We start from the raw sequence: 18,032 nt of genomic DNA, 5'->3' as shown, positions 1-18,032 counted from the left end.
TATAAAACAATATGATAAATCATAAAAACGAAATCTCTAATAGTAAACAAAAGAACTGTAAAAAAATTAATAGATAAAAATACTTCAATAAATCGTTTCATACAAAAGCACTAACCCACATGATACTTGTCAAAAAAATCTTTTATTTCTTTTCTTTATCACCTTGATGCTGCATGGCTAATGTACGCAAGCGCAGAGCATTTAATTTAATAAAACCCGTTGCATCTTTTTGATTATAAGCGCCTTGATCATCCTCGAAGGTTACCAACTCACTCGAATAAAGCGATTTTTTACTTTGGCGTCCTTCTACAATCACATTTCCTTTATAGAGCTTTAATGTAACTTCACCTTCAACATGTTCTTGAGATAAATCAATCGCTGCCTGCAACATCTTGCGTTCAGGCGAAAACCAAAAGCCATAATAAATGAGTTCTGCATAACGTGGCATCAATTCATCTTTTAAATGAGCTGCACCACGATCTAGCGTTAAAGATTCCATAGCCCTATGTGCTGTCAAAAGAATGGCCCCCCCTGGGGTTTCATAAATACCCCGTGATTTCATACCGATAAAGCGATTTTCTACTAAATCTAACCGACCAATACCATTATTGCACCCATAATGATTTAATTTTGTAAGTAAAGTTGCAGGTGATAAATTTTTTCCATTGATTGAAACAGCATCGCCTTTTTTAAAACCAAGCGTGATTCTGGTTGCTTGATCGGGAGCATCTTCCGGCGAAAGAGTACGCATATGGACATATTCAGGAGCAGAAAGTGCCGGATTTTCTAATATCTTTCCTTCTGATGAAGAATGCAATAAATTTGCATCCACTGAAAAAGGTGCTTCACCTTGCTTATCTTTTTCTATAGGAATTTGATGTGTACGTGCGAATTCAATTAGATCTGTTCGACTCTTAAAATCCCAATCACGCCATGGAGCAATAATCTTGATATCAGGATTAAGTGCATAAGCAGAAAGCTCAAAGCGTACTTGGTCATTGCCTTTTCCTGTTGCCCCATGGGCAATGGCATCCGCTCCTGTTTCCTTAGCAATCTCAATAAGCCGTTTTGAAATAAGTGGACGCGCAATTGATGTCCCCAAAAGATATGTTCCTTCATAAACAGCATTGGCGCGAAACATTGGAAAGACAAAATCACGCACAAATTCCTCACACAAATCTTCAATGTAGATTTCTTTAACACCCAGCATCTCTGCTTTACGACGCGCAAGTGCTAACTCTTCCCCCTGCCCTAAATCAGCTGTAAAAGTTACAACCTCAACGCCTAGTTTAGTTTGCAACCATTTGAGAATAATTGATGTATCCAACCCCCCGGAATAAGCCAAAACAACTTTCTTCATATTTTGCCACTTTTTCATTTTAAAGTTCTATATGAGCTGCTTTTTTTATTTTTTCCTAAAAATTTAAACGATGCAAGAAATATAAAAATAAATTCTTTTTAAGCAACATTAAAAAGACTCAAAAAGCGTAAATAAAGGCGCTTCGGACTATAAATAGCGTGAACACTACTTAAAAATAAGAGGAGATTTAGGTGTCATTTCTACCGGAGTGGTCTATTATTGTACAATTTTCTTTAGCATCGTTGATTTTAGCACTTATTCCAGGACCAGACATGATGCTTTCTGTGGGAAGAACCATTACACAAAGCAAAAAAGCTGGAATTATGTGTGCCTTGGGGAGTGCAACAGGATTTGCTATTCAAGTTATTGCTGTAGCACTTGGCTTGTCAGCACTTATTTTTGCTGCGCCACACGCCTTTGTTCTTCTGAAAATTGTTGGAGCCTTTTATCTTTTATGGTTTTCTTTCCAAGCTTTACGGAGAAAACCAACATTTTCCTTTGAACAAACATCTTCTAAATCTCAAAGCTCCAAACGTAACTATCTTGCTGGTATTGGAATTAATCTTCTCAATCCTAAAGTTATACTCTTTAATGCAACATTCTTACCACAATTTATCAATGAGAATGATCCTATGGCAACACAAAAGTTACTCTTTTTAGGACTCTCTTATATTCCTATTTCTTTCCCCATTACAATTTCGGTCGTTTTTACAGCGCATAAACTTACCAAAACCCTTAAACAAAATCCTCTCTATATTCGCTTTCTCGACTGGCTTATTGCAGGGACCTTTACCAGCTTTGCTCTCCACCTTCTTATCGTTACAAAAAATTGATTTATAAGGTGTAATTTATCGTTTTTAATTTAAATGAGAACTCTAAATATTGTGAAACGCTCTCATTTTAAATCTGTTTATATTGAATTAAACAATAGCTTTATTTTCTTGTACATCACAAGAAAAGCTAGAATTGTCGTGTAGATAAAAACGACTTAAGAAAAGAATATCTCTTATGATGTGTCCTAAACACCAAAATCTTTTACAACATTGAAAACTAAAAATTTGAATGCTCGTGCCAACTTACATACCTTGTATGAAACCTTAAAAATATGGATGGTATCATATATTTCACAGAGGTTTTTGTGCTATAGTTTTCACAGGCGTTGTCGTGAGACGGGGAGTACATTAAGAAATGCTTTTTTAAAAACATATCAATGGATAACAATGGTATTTATGGTGTGGGATATTTATATTTTAGTCACACCATTTTATGTATGAAGCATAATCTTGCTAAAAAACGTAACAAACAAAAGCATCAGGCAATGTATATCTCCACTCTTTAAAAGTTGTTACTGTCGATGCTTTTAAAAATCATAAAACCGAAGTAAAGAGTGTGAAGTGAGGTGAAAATGAGTGACTCTTGAGACTTTCCTCTAAATTAGGCTGCCTCCTCATTTCAGAGATTACACAAACAGACTTTATACAATATCTTTCCCCTATTGAACCTATACAAGCAAAGACTGTTTGTCTCGCAAATCCGTCTTAATCTCTGTCTCACACATATCTCTATATGACGTTTATATGTTGATTTACGAAAAAATACAGGCTTTATAGCACTGAAAATTACATTAACTAATGACCAATGGCATTTTCAAGTTTCAAACGTTCAGATTTTCGTAAGCGCTCTGAAGCCGATTTAAGCTGTCCACATGCAGCTAAAATATCGCGTCCACGCGGTATCCGAATAGGAGAAGCATAGCCTGCTTGATTAACAACATCAGCAAAACGCTCGATTTGCTCCCAATCAGAACATTGATAATTACTCCCTGGCCACGGATTAAAAGGAATTAAATTGATCTTCGCTGGAATACCTTTTAGCAACTGTATTAATCGCTTAGCATCATCTAAACTATCATTGATATCTTTCAGCATAACATATTCAAATGTGATTCGTTTTGCATTAGACAGACCAGGATAATTACGGCAAGCATCCATGAGAAGAGCAAGCGGATATTTTTTATTGATAGGAACAAGCATATCCCTTAGTGTATCGTGTACGGCATGCAGTGAAATTGCTAACATCACACCAATTTCTTCCCCAGTTCGAATAATTCCAGGAACAACCCCACTGGTTGAAAGCGTAATTCGACGTTTTGATAAAGAAAGTCCATCGCCATCAGAAGCAATCAATAAAGCTTTTTTTACAGCTTCAAAATTATAAAGAGGTTCTCCCATTCCCATCATAACAATATTGGTAATTTTGCGCCCTTCAACAGGAACAATTGCCCCATCAGGCGTATCCTTATCAGGAAAATCCCCCAAACAATCACGTGCAACCAACAATTGTGCCAAAATTTCTTCCGCCGTCAGATTGCGAACAAGCATCTGCGTTCCCGTATGACAAAAAGAGCAGGTTAACGTACACCCGACTTGCGATGAAAGACATAAGGTCCCACGTCCTTCTTCAGGAATATAAACCGTTTCAATTTCAACAGGTCTTCCAGCCCCACGTGCAGGAAAACGTAAGAGCCATTTACGTGTGCCATCCTTTGATATTTGTTCTCCAACAATTTCAGGACGTGCAATGGAAAAATGATGTTTAAGTGTTTCCTGCATTGCTTTAGAAATGTTCAGCATTTCACCAAAATTTGAAATGCCACGGACATAAAGCCAATGCCAAAGTTGGCGTGCACGCATACGCGTTTGACGCTCTGGTACACCAACTGTCTTTAAAGCTTGCACTATTTCATCTTGCGATAATCCAATTAAAGAGAGCTTAGAACTCTCCTTCACCACCACATTATCTGTTTTTTGTGCTAAACATGAACCAACAGGTCTAAGGTCGTAGGAAATAGCCATTGCTTTCCAATTTACATTACTATTTTAAAAGTTATTAAAACCTTAATGGCACTTTTGAGCCGCATTTAATGCAGCAGTGACTCCTTTTAAGGAATAAGTATAGGTGGTATGCGTTCCTCGTTTTGATATTGCTTTCACCGTCATATTGTTTCCAGCACGCATCGCAGAAACAAGTTGCTTTTCTAGCTCTGATGACGCCAACCAAGCTGAGGAATCCTTCGTGAAAAAATCAAAGTCCTTATCTCCAATGGTCACTGTCACTCTCGACCCTTCTTGAAGCGTATAACCAGCCATAAACTGCGGTTCAAACGAAACAGGCGATTGAGAACGCTTGGTAACTAAGAAAAAATTATCCCCATGATTAACCGTTGTTGGAAGAGCCTTCAAAGGAACAGATAACACATAGCAAATCGTATTTTGGGACGATTTATAAGAATAGGCTCCCCACGCTTCAAATTGATTTAAACGGCTTGGCGTTTGTGCACATACCGCCCCGGCTGTAACAAGAACCATTACAGATGCAGCAATAACAGTCTTTTCAAACATCTTCATTTAGCTCACTTCTTTAATCTCTAACAAGATTCTCTTCATTGGAAAAGTTCAAATAAAAACTCCTCAATACTCATGTGTAATTATCCTAATTCCTTCAATAAGCGAAATATTTTCACAGCAATCAGAACAGATTTCACGTTTCATTGTGACCTTTTAGTCGTTACCAAAATATGAACTTTTTATTCAATAATCGCATTAAAAAACAATATTTTTGATTTCACATCACCCATTTCGTTTTTTCATAAAAAACGATTCCTTTAGGCAATAGGATTTCAAAACAAGATAAAAATATACCACCACTCTGCTGAGAAATAAACCATACTCTTTACATCACAAGCAATCTGCTGCAAAACTTTGAAAATACACTCTATAATCCCCAAAAAATTTCATAGCATCTCATAGCTTTGTGAATATCATTTCTCAACTCTACACATTCAATACACGTCTGTCCGTAAGATACTCCACCTTTTAACTATTATAGTGTATTCATACGTCGTATTCAATATCATGCTGATATCGTCTTGTCATAATCTTAAAAATATCTTGCAAAAATAACCAAATATTATCAATATATTAAATCACAAAACATAGAAGCCTTAGATTCTGTCTCAATAGCGAATCGCATAACGTTATCTTTTACTATCAGCCCTTTAAGATATAAATTATACTATTTCTAGGCTCTATGGTGTATACTCCGCAATTTATACACTTATAATCTTTTTTAAGCTGCGTTTGATTCTGAAGTTTGAATCAATAAAGCATAAAGCGCATTGGCATTGTGCGTATTGCGTAATTTTTGCACAACATCAGCATGACGCAAAACACGTGCAATCTGTGATAAAGCTTTTAAGTGATCTGCACCAGCATTTTCAGGTGCCAAAAGAAGAAAAACAAGGTCTATAGGCTCATCATCGAGAGCTTCAAAATCAACAGGACTTTCAAGACGTGCAAATATACCAATAATCCGATTAATATCAGGTAATTTTCCATGCGGAATAGCAATACCACCACCAAGCCCTGTTGAACCAAGCTTCTCACGTTGCAAAACAATATCAAAAATTACATGCTCACTAAGACCTGTCAGCTGAGAAGCTTTTTCGGCTAAAATTTGCAGAACTTGTTTTTTCGAATTAGCCTTAAGAGCCGGAATAATTGCTTCCGGTGCTATTAACTCACTCAAATTCATCCTTTAATTTTCCTCTTACACGCTCAAATGCTCACCAATAAACCTATAAACGGTATCGAACCTTTAAGTTCTTTCACTTTTCGCAACAGCGCATGTGTTTTTATTTTTCAATTTATAATGGGTGATGGCTTAATACGTCTCATATCACTTTTAACAGAACAATAAATAGTGCTTAGCTCCTCATTAACCGCATGAGAAAAGAAAAAAAGAAATGAAGTTGTTCATAAAATTAATTTCCTTAAGACACTAGAAAAGGGCATTATTTATAAGTTTATTAAACCTGCCATAAAAGTTAATGTATAACTCCCCATTAGATTTTTTTCTTTCTTTAAAAATGAACTCTTAATAGAATGAGAAGCATATCGAGCAAAATGGACCTTTAGTTTGAAAATTACTGTATAGCTTAAACAAAGCCTTATAACAAGAACCTAAAGCTTTTCTCCCATTTTAAATACGCTATACAAGCCAATAAAACACGACAATCCCTATTGAATAAACGCAATATATAACGGATGGATGCTCCAATCAAAATACCCAAAACAGCATCATCGATATGTTCTTTGATTCGACAGAGAAAGTGTGATGAATATCTCTCACTTTTCAACAAAACACGCATTTATTTGCAGCCTCGTTTATCACTCATTATTAAGTTAATTCAATGATATCTTTTCTATGATACAATCATGAGTAAGCTCAACCAATAAAACAATAAACTCATCTTAAGTGACGAAACCTCTTTCACCACTCAATGAGAATTTATTAGATTATACTCATAAAAGAAGTTTGGCATAAATAAGGAGATTTTCAATAATTCAATAATAATGTCATAAAGACAACTATCAGAGAAAAACTTATTGCACACCCCAAATTAAAAAACTCTATCCTAAAGTCACATTCTTTTATTGCTTTACAAGCCTTTAACAACATGATCATCGTTTCTCAATAAAGAAAAATTTGCCTTTGTTTCTGTAATAGAAATATATCGATAATATGTTTTATTAATAATCACAATGAAACCTTATCTACCTCCTTTGAAATGTGTTTGATTACTTAGAATAGTGTTTGTAGCAACTATGTTGTTTCTATTAAACTTAAATGGAAAAGCATAAAAGCTGTAAAATCATAGAGAAAACTGATGTCCTAAATAAATTCTGCGGACATCAACATTGTTGATAATATCATTAGGACGACCGTGAACTAACACTTTGCCGGTATGAATAATATAAGCGCGGTCGACAAGCCCTAATGTTTCGCGTACATTATGATCTGTTATTAAAACACCAATGCCACGCTTCGTTAAATAACGAATAAGCTGCTGAATATCAAAAATAGCGATAGGATCAATTCCTGCAAATGGTTCATCAAGTAACATAAAATGAGGACGAGAAGCTAAAGCGCGCGCAATTTCAAGTCGTCGACGTTCACCCCCAGATAACGAAAGTGCAGGCATTTTACGTAAATGATCAATTTTAAATTCATGTAAAAGACTATCAAGCTCTTCGCGTTGTTTAAGGCGATCTTTTTCAATGACTTCTAAAACAGCTTTGATGTTATTTTCTACGGAAAGACCACGAAAAATAGATGCTTCTTGGGGAAGATACCCAATACCTAAACGTGCCCGTCGATACATCGGAAGATGCGTAATATCAAATCCATCAATTTTAATGGATCCTCCATCAGATTTTATGAGCCCCGTAACCATATAAAAACAAGTTGTTTTACCTGCCCCATTAGGCCCTAAAATGCCAACGGCTTCTCCCGTACGAATGCCAAAAGAAACACCATTAACTGTTGGTCTTCCTCGATAAACTTTAATCAAATGACTGGCAATCAAAGTCCCTTTTAAGCGCTTTTTTGAAGCTTCACTTGCAAGGTCATGCTGATCAGTCTGTTTTTTTCTTTTGATTCCAAACATGAAACCTTAATGGCCATTTTGTTGATTTTGTTTAAAAATAATAGAAACGCGACCTTTTTTCTTAGTCGTCTCACAACCTTCTAAAAAAGCCTGTCCGCTTTCCATATTGGCCGTTAATTTGCATCCTGTTGCCACATTGTCACCATCCGTTAATACAACATGATTCCCTGTCAAGCTCATCATTTTTGATTTTCCATCAAAAACACCTCTATCTCCCGTAGCAACTTGCGTCGCTATTTTTATATAGACTTTTCCTAAGGCTTCCATTTTTTGTATACTCGACGAACCAAACAAGGCAACAGATGATGCCTTCCTATCTTCCCTGTTTCTATCCGCTTCTTTATGGGCTTTATCATAATAAACAATTAATTTTGCCGTCCGTAAAAGACGTTCACCTTGCACCACTGAAACATCACCCTTAAAAAGGGCTATCCCTTCTTTATCACGTATTTCTAAAGAATCTGCATGAAGCTCTACCGGTTCTTTGTCGTTTGATAGATTTATTCCAAAATGGGTCCCTTCAGCATATCCTAAAACCGTTCTTCCTCCTAACATTCCCATGCTAAAAGCCAACGTCATACCGATCCATCTTTTGTATGATCTCATTCTTTCAATTCTTCTGTTTGCATATACACATGAATTCTCTTTTAAATATCCCTTAAAGATTCATCTTGATATTGCGTCATTGCTTTTCAAGCACTAAATGCACACCACCATGGAAATACATGTTTTTTCCTTTTTCTCGAATTTGTAAGGCATTGGCAGCAAGATGAAAACCGGCTCGCTGAATATTAACGCGTTGTTCTGTTTTTAACTGTCCCTCAGATAAATTAATATTAGCCGACATAAATTGTGCCATTATCCCATCATTCGTTGTAATGGTGAATGGCTTATCCAACTGTAAAAAACCATGAATGTTATCGTAAATACCCCCTTGTGCAGCAAGAAAAACTTGTCTTTGCTGGCCCACAGATGCTTTCGCTGTAATGTTTTGTAATCCAATTATTCCAGAGCGCGTATGATCTTGAAATGCCTTTTCTGCTTTAAGCCAATAAGGTTCATGAGCACGCGTATACCCTTCTAATTTTAGATTGAGCATTGTCAAGTTCGTCACTCCATTCTCTTCATTATTCAAAGGTATAGGCTCAGACGTAACGGGAACCAAGAAAAACGTAAACCAGCAAAAAACTACCCCTGAAACTAATGCTAAGAGGGGTAAAAAAATTTTTAAGTGGCTAATGCGACGCGAATGCCGAGATGCTTTTTTAAAAACATCTCCAACAGATGATTGCGTTGAAAAGACTTCATAATGATTGTGTACGGACATACTCTCCTAATCTCTTAAAATTCCGCATTTTTAATCTGTATAACCTTTATAAGAGGTATTTTCAAATTTTGTTTCTTGAAATTTATTTTTTCTTGGTTTTATTTTGCTTTTATCCGTTTATATATTGTAATATGCATGAAGTGCACAATTATAAAAAAGTTTTTTGTGTGAAAGTGAGGCTATTGTGGTTAAATCAGAGCTTGTGCAAATTATTGCTCGTCACAACCCGCATCTTTTTCAACGGGATGTGGAGAATATTGTAAACGCTATTTTTGAAGAAATTTCAACAGCACTTGCCAATGGCGATCGTGTTGAACTTCGGGGATTTGGAGCTTTTTCTGTAAAAAGCCGTTCAGCCCGTAATGGACGTAATCCAAGAACAGGAGAAGCCGTTGCTGTTGAAGAAAAATGGATTCCTTTTTTTAAAACAGGCAAGGATTTACGCGACCGTCTTAATCAGTGAGAAACTTATGATCATTAAACGTATTCTTCTAACAAGTATCGGTGTGATTATCACAGCGTTTTTGATTGTTTTTATCGTAGCTAATCGTCAAATTGTTCCGTTAACCCTTGATCCTTTTCGAGCAAATTCTGAAAGTTTTACTTATCATGCTCCTCTCTTTATATGGCTTTTTATTTTCTTTGGTTTTGGTATTTTATTAGGAAATCTGATCCGTTGGTTTTCCTATCACAAATGCAAAAAGGCCCTCAAAAAAAGTAAAGCTGAGATCGAGAAATTGAAAACGTCTATCACAAATCTAGTGTAATGGTCTTTTAATGAAGTCTTTTTCTCTTTAGTATTTTATATTCAATACAGAATTTGTTTCTATACGTGTTTTAATTGATTTTAGTTCTTTTGCACTTTTACGAAACATTTAAGAGTTTTATAATGTAATTCTTTATACTTCATATACCGTGATACAAAACATGCCTGCACAATGCTTTCAATCCTCCCACAAGAATAGATATCCGCAGGAAAAGTTGCCTCTTATTTTAGAAACAGGTATGAGTGAAAATTATGCTCTCATTGATTCTGGCAATGGACAAAAATTAGAGCGTTATGGGGATTATCGAATTATTCGACCAGAAGGTCAAGCATTATGGATGCCCGCTTTATCACAAAAACAATGGGCTGATGTTGATGCTATTTTCACAGGAAACCGTGATGAAGAAGGTGTTGGTCGTTGGCATTTTCCTAAAAAGCCACTTGGTGAAACATGGCCTCTTTCTTGGAATGGATTGTCTTTTCTAGGTCGCTTTACTTCCTTTCGTCATGTAGGCGTTTTTCCTGAACAAGATGCCCATTGGCGCTCTATGGAAGAACAAATTGTTAAAGCCGCACGTCCTATAAAACTATTGAATCTTTTTGGCTATACAGGTGTTGCCTCTTTGATTGGAGCACGAGCGGGTGCAAACGTTACCCATGTTGATGCTTCTAAAAAAGCCATTGCCTGGGCAAAAGCTAATCAGGAAAGAGCAGGATTACCAAATCATTCTATTCGCTGGATTTGCGATGATGCTGTAAAATTTGTCGAGCGAGAACTGCGTCGCAAAAAAAACTATGATATGATTCTTCTCGATCCCCCTGCTTATGGACGTGGACCCCATGGCGAAGTTTGGCAACTGTTTGATCATTTACCAGCCATGATCACAAATTGTCGTAAACTCCTCTCTGATAAACCGCTCTCTGTTGTCCTTACAGCTTATTCCATTCGTGCTTCCTTCTTTGCACTTCATGCTTTAATGCGCGATGCATTTGTAAATCTTGGGGGTACAGTCGAATCAGGAGAGCTCATTTTGCGTGAAGAAATTGCAGGGCGCGCCCTTTCTACTTCTCTTTTTAGCCGTTGGATTGCTTGAATATGTGTAGACCCAAAACCGGTAGCGTGAAAGAAATTACCTCTCTTAGCAACCCTATCATAAAAGATCTTAAAGCACTTAGCCAAAAGAAAAACCGTAATCGAGAAGGTCTTTTTATGGCAGAGGGATTAAAATTGGTCATTGATGCTCTCAATCTCGGTTGGACAATACAGACACTTATTTTTTCTAAAAGCGAAATTGGTAATGCCACTATCGAAAATACTGCTGCACGCGCTGTAGCCAATGGTGGTTTTGTTATCAAAGCCTCACAAAAGGTTATGGAATCACTTACCCGACGCGATAATCCACAAACAGTTATTGGTATTTTCAAACAAAAATGGCAACCTCTTGAAATGATAAAAGGGCAAGCTAAAGATGTTTACATCGCGCTTGATCGTGTGCGTGATCCTGGAAATCTTGGGACTATTATTCGCACTGCTGATGCTGTAGGTGCTAAAGGTGTTCTTTTAATTGGCGAAACAACAGACCCTTTCTCACCTGAAACAGTTCGTGCAACCATGGGATCTATTTTCTCTATACCCCTTTATCGTTTTGATGAAAGCGCCTTTTTAAACTGGTCGGCTCACTTTAAAGGCATAATCGTTGGCACCCATCTCAAAGGATCTCTGGATTATCGCACTCTTGATTTGAAAAATGGTCCGATAATCCTTTTAATGGGAAATGAAAAACAGGGGTTATCAGATATTCTGACAAGTCGGTGTGATAAACTTGCACGTATTCCACAAAGTGGACGCGCTGACTCGCTTAATCTGGCTATAGCAACAGCTGTTATGCTTTATGAAATCCGTCGCCCTTATTTAACACTGGAACCATGCGAGGAAAAAATATGATCCGCAAATCACTCCCTTTTTTTCTTCTTGGCTTAGCCCTTACAGTAGGACTTGACCAAGCTGTTAAGTATTGGATTATGCACAATATGCCTTTAGGAACAGAAATCCCGCTTATTCCTTTCCTTTCCCTTTATCATGTGCGTAATTCTGGCATTGCATTTTCGTTTTTCTCTTCCTTTTCTCACTGGGGAATCATTGCCATCACGATCATTGTGATTATCTTTCTTTTATGGTTATGGAAGAATACTGAAGACAACAAATTTTTAATGCACTTCGGTCTTGCCCTTATTATTGGGGGAGCAATCGGCAACCTTATTGATCGTATTCGCTTTCATCATGTCACTGATTATATACTTTTTCACATTGATGATATTTTTTATTTTGCTATTTTTAATCTTGCAGATAGTTTTATCACTCTGGGTGTTATTGCTATCCTTATTGAAGAACTGCGTACTTGGATGAAAGCAAGACATCATTCCAACCATACATCTCCTCATTGATGTTCTCATCGCCTTAAAAACAGAGATTTTTAACCACCATAAGCTTGATTACAAATCCTTTTGGATAATTCTTGTAGCTGATTACTTTACATATTTTTCTTTATGAGAATTTTTTTCTCTTCAATTTTACATATCTATCTTTGCTTAATACAAAAAAACTGACTTCAAATAGAAATCAATATTTTTTATCCATATATCCTCTATCACACCCTAAGAAAAAATATTTTACAGCTTTTTATTAGCACGCCAATCCTGCTCGTGTGTCGTGCAAGAAAATAATCTTGATGGATTGAATATAAACAGATTTGTCATCAGACAATCTTACGATATTTTTGGGAGATATATTTAGAGTAAAAAATTAATATATCTTTATATATCAACGTGTTATATAAAAACTCAATTCAATTAGGAGTTCTGGTAGGGCAGAGCATATGCAATCTTGAAGGTTGAAAAATAGTGTGATGCTACGCAACACTTTTCTTATCACCTTAAAGATAGATATTTTATAAGTGAGAATTATAGGGTTCCTGTGAATAATAAAAAAAATTTTAGTATCGTCCTTTTATCTTGCAAAAATATGGCAAAAAATGGAAATATTTTTCATGAAAATGAACCATTTTCTTACAAATTTGTAAGGTTCCTTGCTTTGATAAATCTCTTGTAATTTTTAAATAAATCTCCATAATAAAGGGAGATATGCTGGAATTCCGCCAGTGATTCTGAAGGTTTTTGTATTCGCTAAATTAAAGCTTATACAAAGTTTGTTTCTGGAATGAGAGAAACACTTTAAAACCCAATGCCTGACGGAACATATGCTAAAGGATTTTATATTATGGCTAATTTTAAAAATTTACGTTCAGCGCCTACTTCTCATGCTGATGCATCGATTGATCAGGGATTGCGCGACTATATGTTGGGTGTTTACAATACAATGGCCATTGGTTTGCTTATTACAGCTGCTGCTGCCTATGCAATTGTATCATTAGCAACGACAACAGATATGAACCAGGCAGCAGCTCAGATCAATAGCAGTGTTTATTTAACATCATTTGGAGTAACATTTTATACATCGCCATTTTCTTATATTGTGATGTTTGCACCACTCGTTGCAGTTTTATTCCTCAGTTTTAAAATTAATACATTAAGCACCAATGCTGCCCGTAGCCTGTTTTTTGGTTATGCTGCTTTAATTGGGCTTTCACTCTCTTCAATCGTTTTACGTTATACGACAGAGAGCATTGTACAAACCTTTGTTATTTCCGCTGCAACTTTTGGAGCTCTTTCACTTTATGGATACACAACAAAGCGTGATCTTACAGCAATTGGTTCATTTTTATTCATTGGACTGATTGGCTTATTGCTTTCTATGGTTGTGAATATTTTTCTTGGATCAAGTGCTTTGCAATTTGCTATCTCCGTTATTGGTGTTTTTATTTTTGCTGGTTTAACAGCTTACGATACTCAAAACATTAAGTTGATGTATTATGAAGGAGATCAAGGCGATACCAGAGGTCGTAAAGTTATTATGGGCGCGTTGAGTCTTTATCTTGATTTCATCAATATGTTTGTCTTCTTGCTACAATTTCTCGGTTCAAACCGTGATTGATTGCAAAAACAGCGCTTAATGAAGGAACCTTGTTTCTAAAAGAGACAAGGTTCTTTTGTTTTTGGTGTAAGTTTTTATCCTTTGCCTTTTAGGAATTATTCTTTTCGTAAAATGACAAAAATGCCTTACAAGCAAAAACTCCCTTGGTTTAGCGGTTTTATTCAACAAAAGCTCCATAACACCCTTTTAAAGGCAATCCATAGCCGTTCTCATCATCCATCAAATATTCTCAACCCAAATAATCATTATGATCTGACCGTTGCTTCCTATAATGTGCATAAATGCGTAGGTATTGATAAAATTTTTAATCCTACTCGGATTGTCCGTGTTATTACTGAATTACAAGTTGATATCCTTGCTCTTCAAGAAGCAGATAAACGTTTTGGTGAACGTATTGGTTTAATTAATCTTCAACTGTTAAAAGCTGAAACCGGTTTGATTCCTGTTCCTCTCAATACTATGTCACCTCAGGGTCATGGTTGGCATGGGAATGCTCTTTTTTTGCGAAAGGGATATGTACGTGACACTTTACAAGTCACTCTTCCTGGTATTGAACCACGTGGAGCTATCATTGTAGAATTGGAAATGGCAGCAGGTCCTATTCGTATTATTGCGGCTCATTTTGGCTTATTACGTTATTCTCGCAAACAACAAACAAAAATGCTCCTTGCAATTTTGCAAAAACGCTCCCTCATGCCTACACTCCTCATTGGAGATTTTAATGAATGGAGGATGGGAAAAGGCTCATCTTTAAATCATTTTTATCCCTATTTTGATAGCGCACTTGAAGTTGTACCAAGCTTTCCCTCTCGCTTTCCTTTTTTAGCTCTTGATCGCGTTTTTGCCTTTCCTCACCAATTGGTAACAAATCTTGAAAATCACCATTCACCACTTGCGCGCATTGCCTCAGATCATTTGCCAATCAAAGCTTATCTTAATCTTGCTAATGCAATAAATATCCTGAAAGATAAATGAAAAAAGTTAATGTGCCTCATCCCAGTTTTGAGCCGTCATGACTTTCACTTCAAGGGGTACAGACAAAGATAAAACCGGCATTGTAGCATTTTCCATGACATTTTTAACAACTGCCATGGTTTTTTTACTCTCTTCTTCTGGTACTTCAAAAATCAGTTCATCATGCACTTGAAGCAACATTTTTGCTGATAGTTTTTTTTCTTTTAAAGCACCTTCCATCTGTATCATAGCGCGACGAATAATATCGGCCGCAGAACCTTGAATGGGAGCATTAATCGCTGCTCTCTCATTAAGAGAACGAATTTTTACATTCTTTGCTTTTATTTCTGGATAATGGATACGACGTCCAAAAATTGTTTCTACATAACCATTCTCATGCGCAAAGCTTTTAATCTTTTCCATATAATCTTTAATTCCTGGAAATCTTTCAAAATAAAGTTGAATATAACGACCTGCTTCTTGGCGTGAAATCCCTAATTGATTGGCTAATCCAAAAGCTGAAATACCATAAATAATACCAAAATTAATCGCTTTTGCACGCCGTCGTGTATCTGAAGGCATTCCCTCTATCGCAATGCCAAACATTTCTGACGCCGTTATAGCGTGAATATCATGTCCTTTAGCAAAAGCTTCTTTTAACGCTTTTATATCCGCAATATGTGCGAGAATGCGTAATTCAATCTGACTATAATCAGCAGAAAGCAAAACATGTCCTTTGGGAGCAATAAAAGCTGTTCGAATCTTACGTCCTTCAGCAGTTCGTACTGGGATATTTTGCAAATTTGGTTCTGATGATGATAACCGCCCTGTCGATGTTATTGCCAAAGAATAATTCGTATGAACACGCCCTGTTTTTGGTAGAATATAAGAAGGTAAAGCATCAGCATAGGTCGATTTTAGCTTTGCAAGTTGACGCCACTCAATAATTTTACGCGGTAAAATATGACCTTCAGCAGATAACTCTTCTAAAGTTTGTGCAGAAGTTGACCATTGGCCACCCTTTGTCTTAGCGCCTCCAGGCAATCCCATCTTGCCAAAAAGAATATCCCCCAATTGCTTTGGCGAAGCAAGGTTAAATTTTTCATCCGCTTGTTTATAAATTTCTTCCTCTAAAATCAAAGCAGCTTGTGTCAATTCTCCTGAAAGGCGCAATAAAATCTGCCGATCAATAAGAATCCCGCGCTCTTCCATTCTTGCAAGAACTTCTACAAGAGGTCGATCAAGGCGTTCATAAATTTTTGTCATACCCTGAGAGACAAGTTGCGGTTTCAAAACTTGCCAAAGACGTAGCGTTATATCCGCATCTTCCGCTGCATAAAGGGTTGCTTGTTTTAAATCTACTTGTGCAAAAGAAGTAATTTTTTTTCCGTTATGTGTTAAATCCTTATAGGCAATAGGTTTATGTCCAAGCCAACGTTCCGATAAATCATCCATATTATGGGTTAAAGTTCCAGCATCCAAGGCATAGGACAAAAGCATGGTGTCATCAAAAGAACGTATCACAATGTCATATTGCTTCATCACCAACCAATCATATTTTATATTCTGACCAATTTTTAACACCGCTGAATCTTCTAATATCGGTTTTAAAAGTGCTAAAGCTTTTCGAGTCTCAATCTGCAAAGCGATGCGCCCACCCCTCAAAAGATCCTCCTCTCCTTCATCAAAATGTTCAAGAGGTATATAGGCCGCTTTTTCTGGCTGTAATGCGAGTGAAAAACCAACGAGTTTTGCTTGCATCGGATCAAGAGAGGTTGTTTCAGTATCAAAAGCGAAAAAACCCTGCTCTTGTGCTTGTGATAACCACTCTTTTAAAATTTCCTCATCAAGAATTGTTGTATAAGTCTCTCTGGTAACTTTTTGAATCAGTGCTTGATCTTTACGTTTTTGTGCAAAAGCTTGTGGAGAATTTTCAGAAAACTCATGACGAGATTTTTGCTCTATGTTTTTGGTACTAAAATCATGCTTGTCGTTAGGTTTTTCCCATTCAACATCTATATCCAGTGCATCAATAACAGCTGCATCGCATGCTGTCGCCTCTGCTACGCGACGCGTTAATGTTGAAAATTCCATCGCTTTCAAAAAAGCAATTAAGCGTGGTCCATCTTGTGGCTCCAAAATAAAATCATCTAAATCACTGTCTATAGGAACATCTGTTTTAAGCTTAACAAGTTCACGAGAAATTTTAACCTGTTCACTATAAGCTTGTATGTTTTCACGTCGTTTTATTTGTTTAATTTCAGTCACACGTTGCAACAAAAGATCAAGAGAACCAAACTGATTTAACAACTGAGCAGCAGTTTTTGGTCCAATTCCTGGAATCCCTGGTATATTATCCGTCGAATCTCCAATTAATGCTTGTAAATCGATCATCTTTTCAGGATGAACACCCCATTTTTCTATAACTTCTGAGACACCTATATGCTTATCTTTCATTCCATCATACAAGGATACATGCTTATTGACGAGTTGCATAAGATCCTTATCAGAAGAGATAATCGTTGTTTTTGCACCAACCTTTGTTGCCAATTGTGCGTAGGTCGCTATCAAATCATCCGCTTCAAAGCCTTCCTTTTCAATACAAGGCAAATTAAAAGCTTTTGTTGCTTGGCGGATTAACGCGAATTGAGGAATTAAATCTTCAGGAGGTTCAGAGCGATTCGCTTTATACTGAGGATAAATTTGTTTTCGAAAAGTATCAGATGAATAATCAAAAATAACAGCAAAGTGTGTTGGAACAATACCTGTCGCTGTGTTACGAGCATCACAAAGTAATTTCCATAACATATTACAAAAACCAGCTACGGCTCCTATAGGAAGTCCATCCTTTTTACGTTTTAAAGGCGGTAAAGCGTAGTAAGCACGAAAAACATAGCCTGATCCGTCAACCAACAAAAGATGATCTGTTGCTTTCATGACAATTTTATTTCTCCATTTCAGCTAAAAAAACACATTCCCCTTATATATTTTTTTCATTTTTATTTTAATTTTTTCATTTTGCCTCTAAAAAGCCATTTTTTCTTTTCATAAGACATGAAGTCGTTA

General features: G+C 36.5%; 16 protein-coding genes. 8 read left to right on the top strand and 8 right to left on the bottom strand.

The annotated features are described in order from the left end of the window. Positions 1 to 142 precede the first annotated feature (142 nt). Positions 143 to 1,378 carry an argininosuccinate synthase gene (locus tag NNJ73_RS03080; protein ID WP_254473674.1) on the bottom strand — a complete coding sequence of 412 codons (1,236 nt, stop codon included), beginning with the start codon at positions 1,376 to 1,378 and terminating at the stop codon, positions 143 to 145. A gap of 173 nt (positions 1,379 to 1,551) precedes the next feature. Here NNJ73_RS03080 and NNJ73_RS03075 point away from each other — a divergent pair, with 173 nt between their 5' ends. Continuing rightward, positions 1,552 to 2,193 carry a LysE family translocator gene (locus NNJ73_RS03075; protein ID WP_254492668.1) on the top strand — a complete coding sequence of 214 codons (642 nt, stop codon included), beginning with the start codon at positions 1,552 to 1,554 and terminating at the stop codon, positions 2,191 to 2,193. A gap of 795 nt (positions 2,194 to 2,988) precedes the next feature. Here NNJ73_RS03075 and rlmN read toward each other — a convergent pair. The 6 genes from rlmN to lptC all read right to left on the bottom strand — a co-directional run bounded on the left by rlmN (position 2,989) and on the right by lptC (position 9,195). Continuing rightward, positions 2,989 to 4,215 carry a 23S rRNA (adenine(2503)-C(2))-methyltransferase RlmN gene (gene rlmN, locus NNJ73_RS03070; RefSeq protein WP_254492667.1) on the bottom strand — a complete coding sequence of 409 codons (1,227 nt, stop codon included), beginning with the start codon at positions 4,213 to 4,215 and terminating at the stop codon, positions 2,989 to 2,991. 42 nt (positions 4,216 to 4,257) lie between these two features. Further along, complete coding sequence (locus NNJ73_RS03065; RefSeq protein ID WP_254493198.1) at positions 4,258 to 4,761, bottom strand: invasion associated locus B family protein; 504 nt, start codon at positions 4,759 to 4,761, stop codon at positions 4,258 to 4,260. Between the two features lie 727 nt (positions 4,762 to 5,488). After that, positions 5,489 to 5,953: a PTS IIA-like nitrogen regulatory protein PtsN gene (gene ptsN, locus NNJ73_RS03060; protein WP_039759419.1), complete on the bottom strand. Its 465-nt coding sequence runs from the start codon at positions 5,951 to 5,953 to the stop codon at positions 5,489 to 5,491. A 1,120-nt stretch (positions 5,954 to 7,073) separates the two neighbouring features. Next, positions 7,074 to 7,868, bottom strand: coding sequence for an LPS export ABC transporter ATP-binding protein (gene lptB / locus NNJ73_RS03055; protein ID WP_254492666.1), 795 nt, complete (start codon positions 7,866 to 7,868; stop codon positions 7,074 to 7,076). Between the two features lie 6 nt (positions 7,869 to 7,874). After that, the gene (locus tag NNJ73_RS03050) at positions 7,875 to 8,474 is read right to left on the bottom strand and encodes an LptA/OstA family protein (protein WP_254492665.1); all 600 of its coding nucleotides are present in this window, start codon (positions 8,472 to 8,474) and stop codon (positions 7,875 to 7,877) included. A gap of 76 nt (positions 8,475 to 8,550) precedes the next feature. Continuing rightward, positions 8,551 to 9,195 (bottom strand): LPS export ABC transporter periplasmic protein LptC, encoded by a 645-nt coding sequence (gene lptC / locus NNJ73_RS03045; RefSeq protein ID WP_254492664.1) that lies wholly within the window; start codon positions 9,193 to 9,195, stop codon positions 8,551 to 8,553. A 184-nt stretch (positions 9,196 to 9,379) separates the two neighbouring features. Between lptC and ihfB the strand changes: the two genes are divergently transcribed. The 7 genes from ihfB to NNJ73_RS03010 all read left to right on the top strand — a co-directional run bounded on the left by ihfB (position 9,380) and on the right by NNJ73_RS03010 (position 14,987). Then, the gene (ihfB, locus tag NNJ73_RS03040) at positions 9,380 to 9,658 is read left to right on the top strand and encodes an integration host factor subunit beta (RefSeq protein WP_026500856.1); all 279 of its coding nucleotides are present in this window, start codon (positions 9,380 to 9,382) and stop codon (positions 9,656 to 9,658) included. Between the two features lie 7 nt (positions 9,659 to 9,665). Continuing rightward, positions 9,666 to 9,962: a lipopolysaccharide assembly protein LapA domain-containing protein gene (locus NNJ73_RS03035; protein WP_254492663.1), complete on the top strand. Its 297-nt coding sequence runs from the start codon at positions 9,666 to 9,668 to the stop codon at positions 9,960 to 9,962. 160 nt (positions 9,963 to 10,122) lie between these two features. After that, positions 10,123 to 11,055 (top strand): class I SAM-dependent methyltransferase, encoded by a 933-nt coding sequence (locus NNJ73_RS03030; protein ID WP_254492662.1) that lies wholly within the window; start codon positions 10,123 to 10,125, stop codon positions 11,053 to 11,055. 2 nt (positions 11,056 to 11,057) lie between these two features. Further along, positions 11,058 to 11,906, top strand: a complete 849-nt coding sequence (locus tag NNJ73_RS03025; RefSeq protein ID WP_254492661.1) for an RNA methyltransferase — start codon at positions 11,058 to 11,060, stop codon at positions 11,904 to 11,906. Beyond that, positions 11,903 to 12,406, top strand: coding sequence for a signal peptidase II (lspA, locus tag NNJ73_RS03020; protein WP_254492660.1), 504 nt, complete (start codon positions 11,903 to 11,905; stop codon positions 12,404 to 12,406). Before NNJ73_RS03025 ends, lspA begins: the two co-directional genes overlap by 4 nt. Before the next feature lie 832 nt (positions 12,407 to 13,238). Beyond that, positions 13,239 to 14,012, top strand: coding sequence for a Bax inhibitor-1/YccA family protein (locus NNJ73_RS03015; protein ID WP_254492659.1), 774 nt, complete (start codon positions 13,239 to 13,241; stop codon positions 14,010 to 14,012). Positions 14,013 to 14,123: 111 nt separating this feature from the next. After that, positions 14,124 to 14,987: an endonuclease/exonuclease/phosphatase family protein gene (locus tag NNJ73_RS03010; RefSeq protein WP_254492658.1), complete on the top strand. Its 864-nt coding sequence runs from the start codon at positions 14,124 to 14,126 to the stop codon at positions 14,985 to 14,987. A 6-nt stretch (positions 14,988 to 14,993) separates the two neighbouring features. Here the strand turns inward: NNJ73_RS03010 and polA are convergent, their stop codons facing one another. Further along, the gene (gene polA, locus NNJ73_RS03005; protein WP_254492657.1) at positions 14,994 to 17,903 is read right to left on the bottom strand and encodes a DNA polymerase I; all 2,910 of its coding nucleotides are present in this window, start codon (positions 17,901 to 17,903) and stop codon (positions 14,994 to 14,996) included. Between the last annotated feature and the right edge of the window lie 129 nt (positions 17,904 to 18,032).

It is taken from the genome of Bartonella sp. B1099 (assembly GCF_944801835.1).
Classification (GTDB): Bacteria; Pseudomonadota; Alphaproteobacteria; order Rhizobiales; family Rhizobiaceae; genus Bartonella.
This window is presented reverse-complemented; position numbering and strand designations above follow the sequence as displayed.

Bases quoted from the DNA above. Each gene is read 5' to 3' on its own strand.
- NNJ73_RS03080 (WP_254473674.1), bottom strand. From the start codon at position 1,378: ATGAAAAAGTGGCAAAATATGAAGAAAGTTGTTTTGGCTTATTCCGGG.
- rlmN (WP_254492667.1), bottom strand. From the start codon at position 4,215: ATGGCTATTTCCTACGACCTTAGACCTGTTGGTTCATGTTTAGCACAA.
- NNJ73_RS03065 (WP_254493198.1), bottom strand. From the start codon at position 4,761: ATGTTTGAAAAGACTGTTATTGCTGCATCTGTAATGGTTCTTGTTACA.
- ptsN (WP_039759419.1), bottom strand. From the start codon at position 5,953: ATGAATTTGAGTGAGTTAATAGCACCGGAAGCAATTATTCCGGCTCTT.
- lptB (WP_254492666.1), bottom strand. From the start codon at position 7,868: ATGTTTGGAATCAAAAGAAAAAAACAGACTGATCAGCATGACCTTGCA.
- NNJ73_RS03050 (WP_254492665.1), bottom strand. From the start codon at position 8,474: ATGAGATCATACAAAAGATGGATCGGTATGACGTTGGCTTTTAGCATG.
- lptC (WP_254492664.1), bottom strand. From the start codon at position 9,195: ATGTCCGTACACAATCATTATGAAGTCTTTTCAACGCAATCATCTGTT.
- NNJ73_RS03035 (WP_254492663.1), top strand. From the start codon at position 9,666: ATGATCATTAAACGTATTCTTCTAACAAGTATCGGTGTGATTATCACA.
- NNJ73_RS03030 (WP_254492662.1), top strand. From the start codon at position 10,123: ATGCCTGCACAATGCTTTCAATCCTCCCACAAGAATAGATATCCGCAG.
- NNJ73_RS03025 (WP_254492661.1), top strand. From the start codon at position 11,058: ATGTGTAGACCCAAAACCGGTAGCGTGAAAGAAATTACCTCTCTTAGC.
- lspA (WP_254492660.1), top strand. From the start codon at position 11,903: ATGATCCGCAAATCACTCCCTTTTTTTCTTCTTGGCTTAGCCCTTACA.
- NNJ73_RS03015 (WP_254492659.1), top strand. From the start codon at position 13,239: ATGGCTAATTTTAAAAATTTACGTTCAGCGCCTACTTCTCATGCTGAT.
- NNJ73_RS03010 (WP_254492658.1), top strand. From the start codon at position 14,124: ATGACAAAAATGCCTTACAAGCAAAAACTCCCTTGGTTTAGCGGTTTT.
- polA (WP_254492657.1), bottom strand. From the start codon at position 17,903: ATGAAAGCAACAGATCATCTTTTGTTGGTTGACGGATCAGGCTATGTT.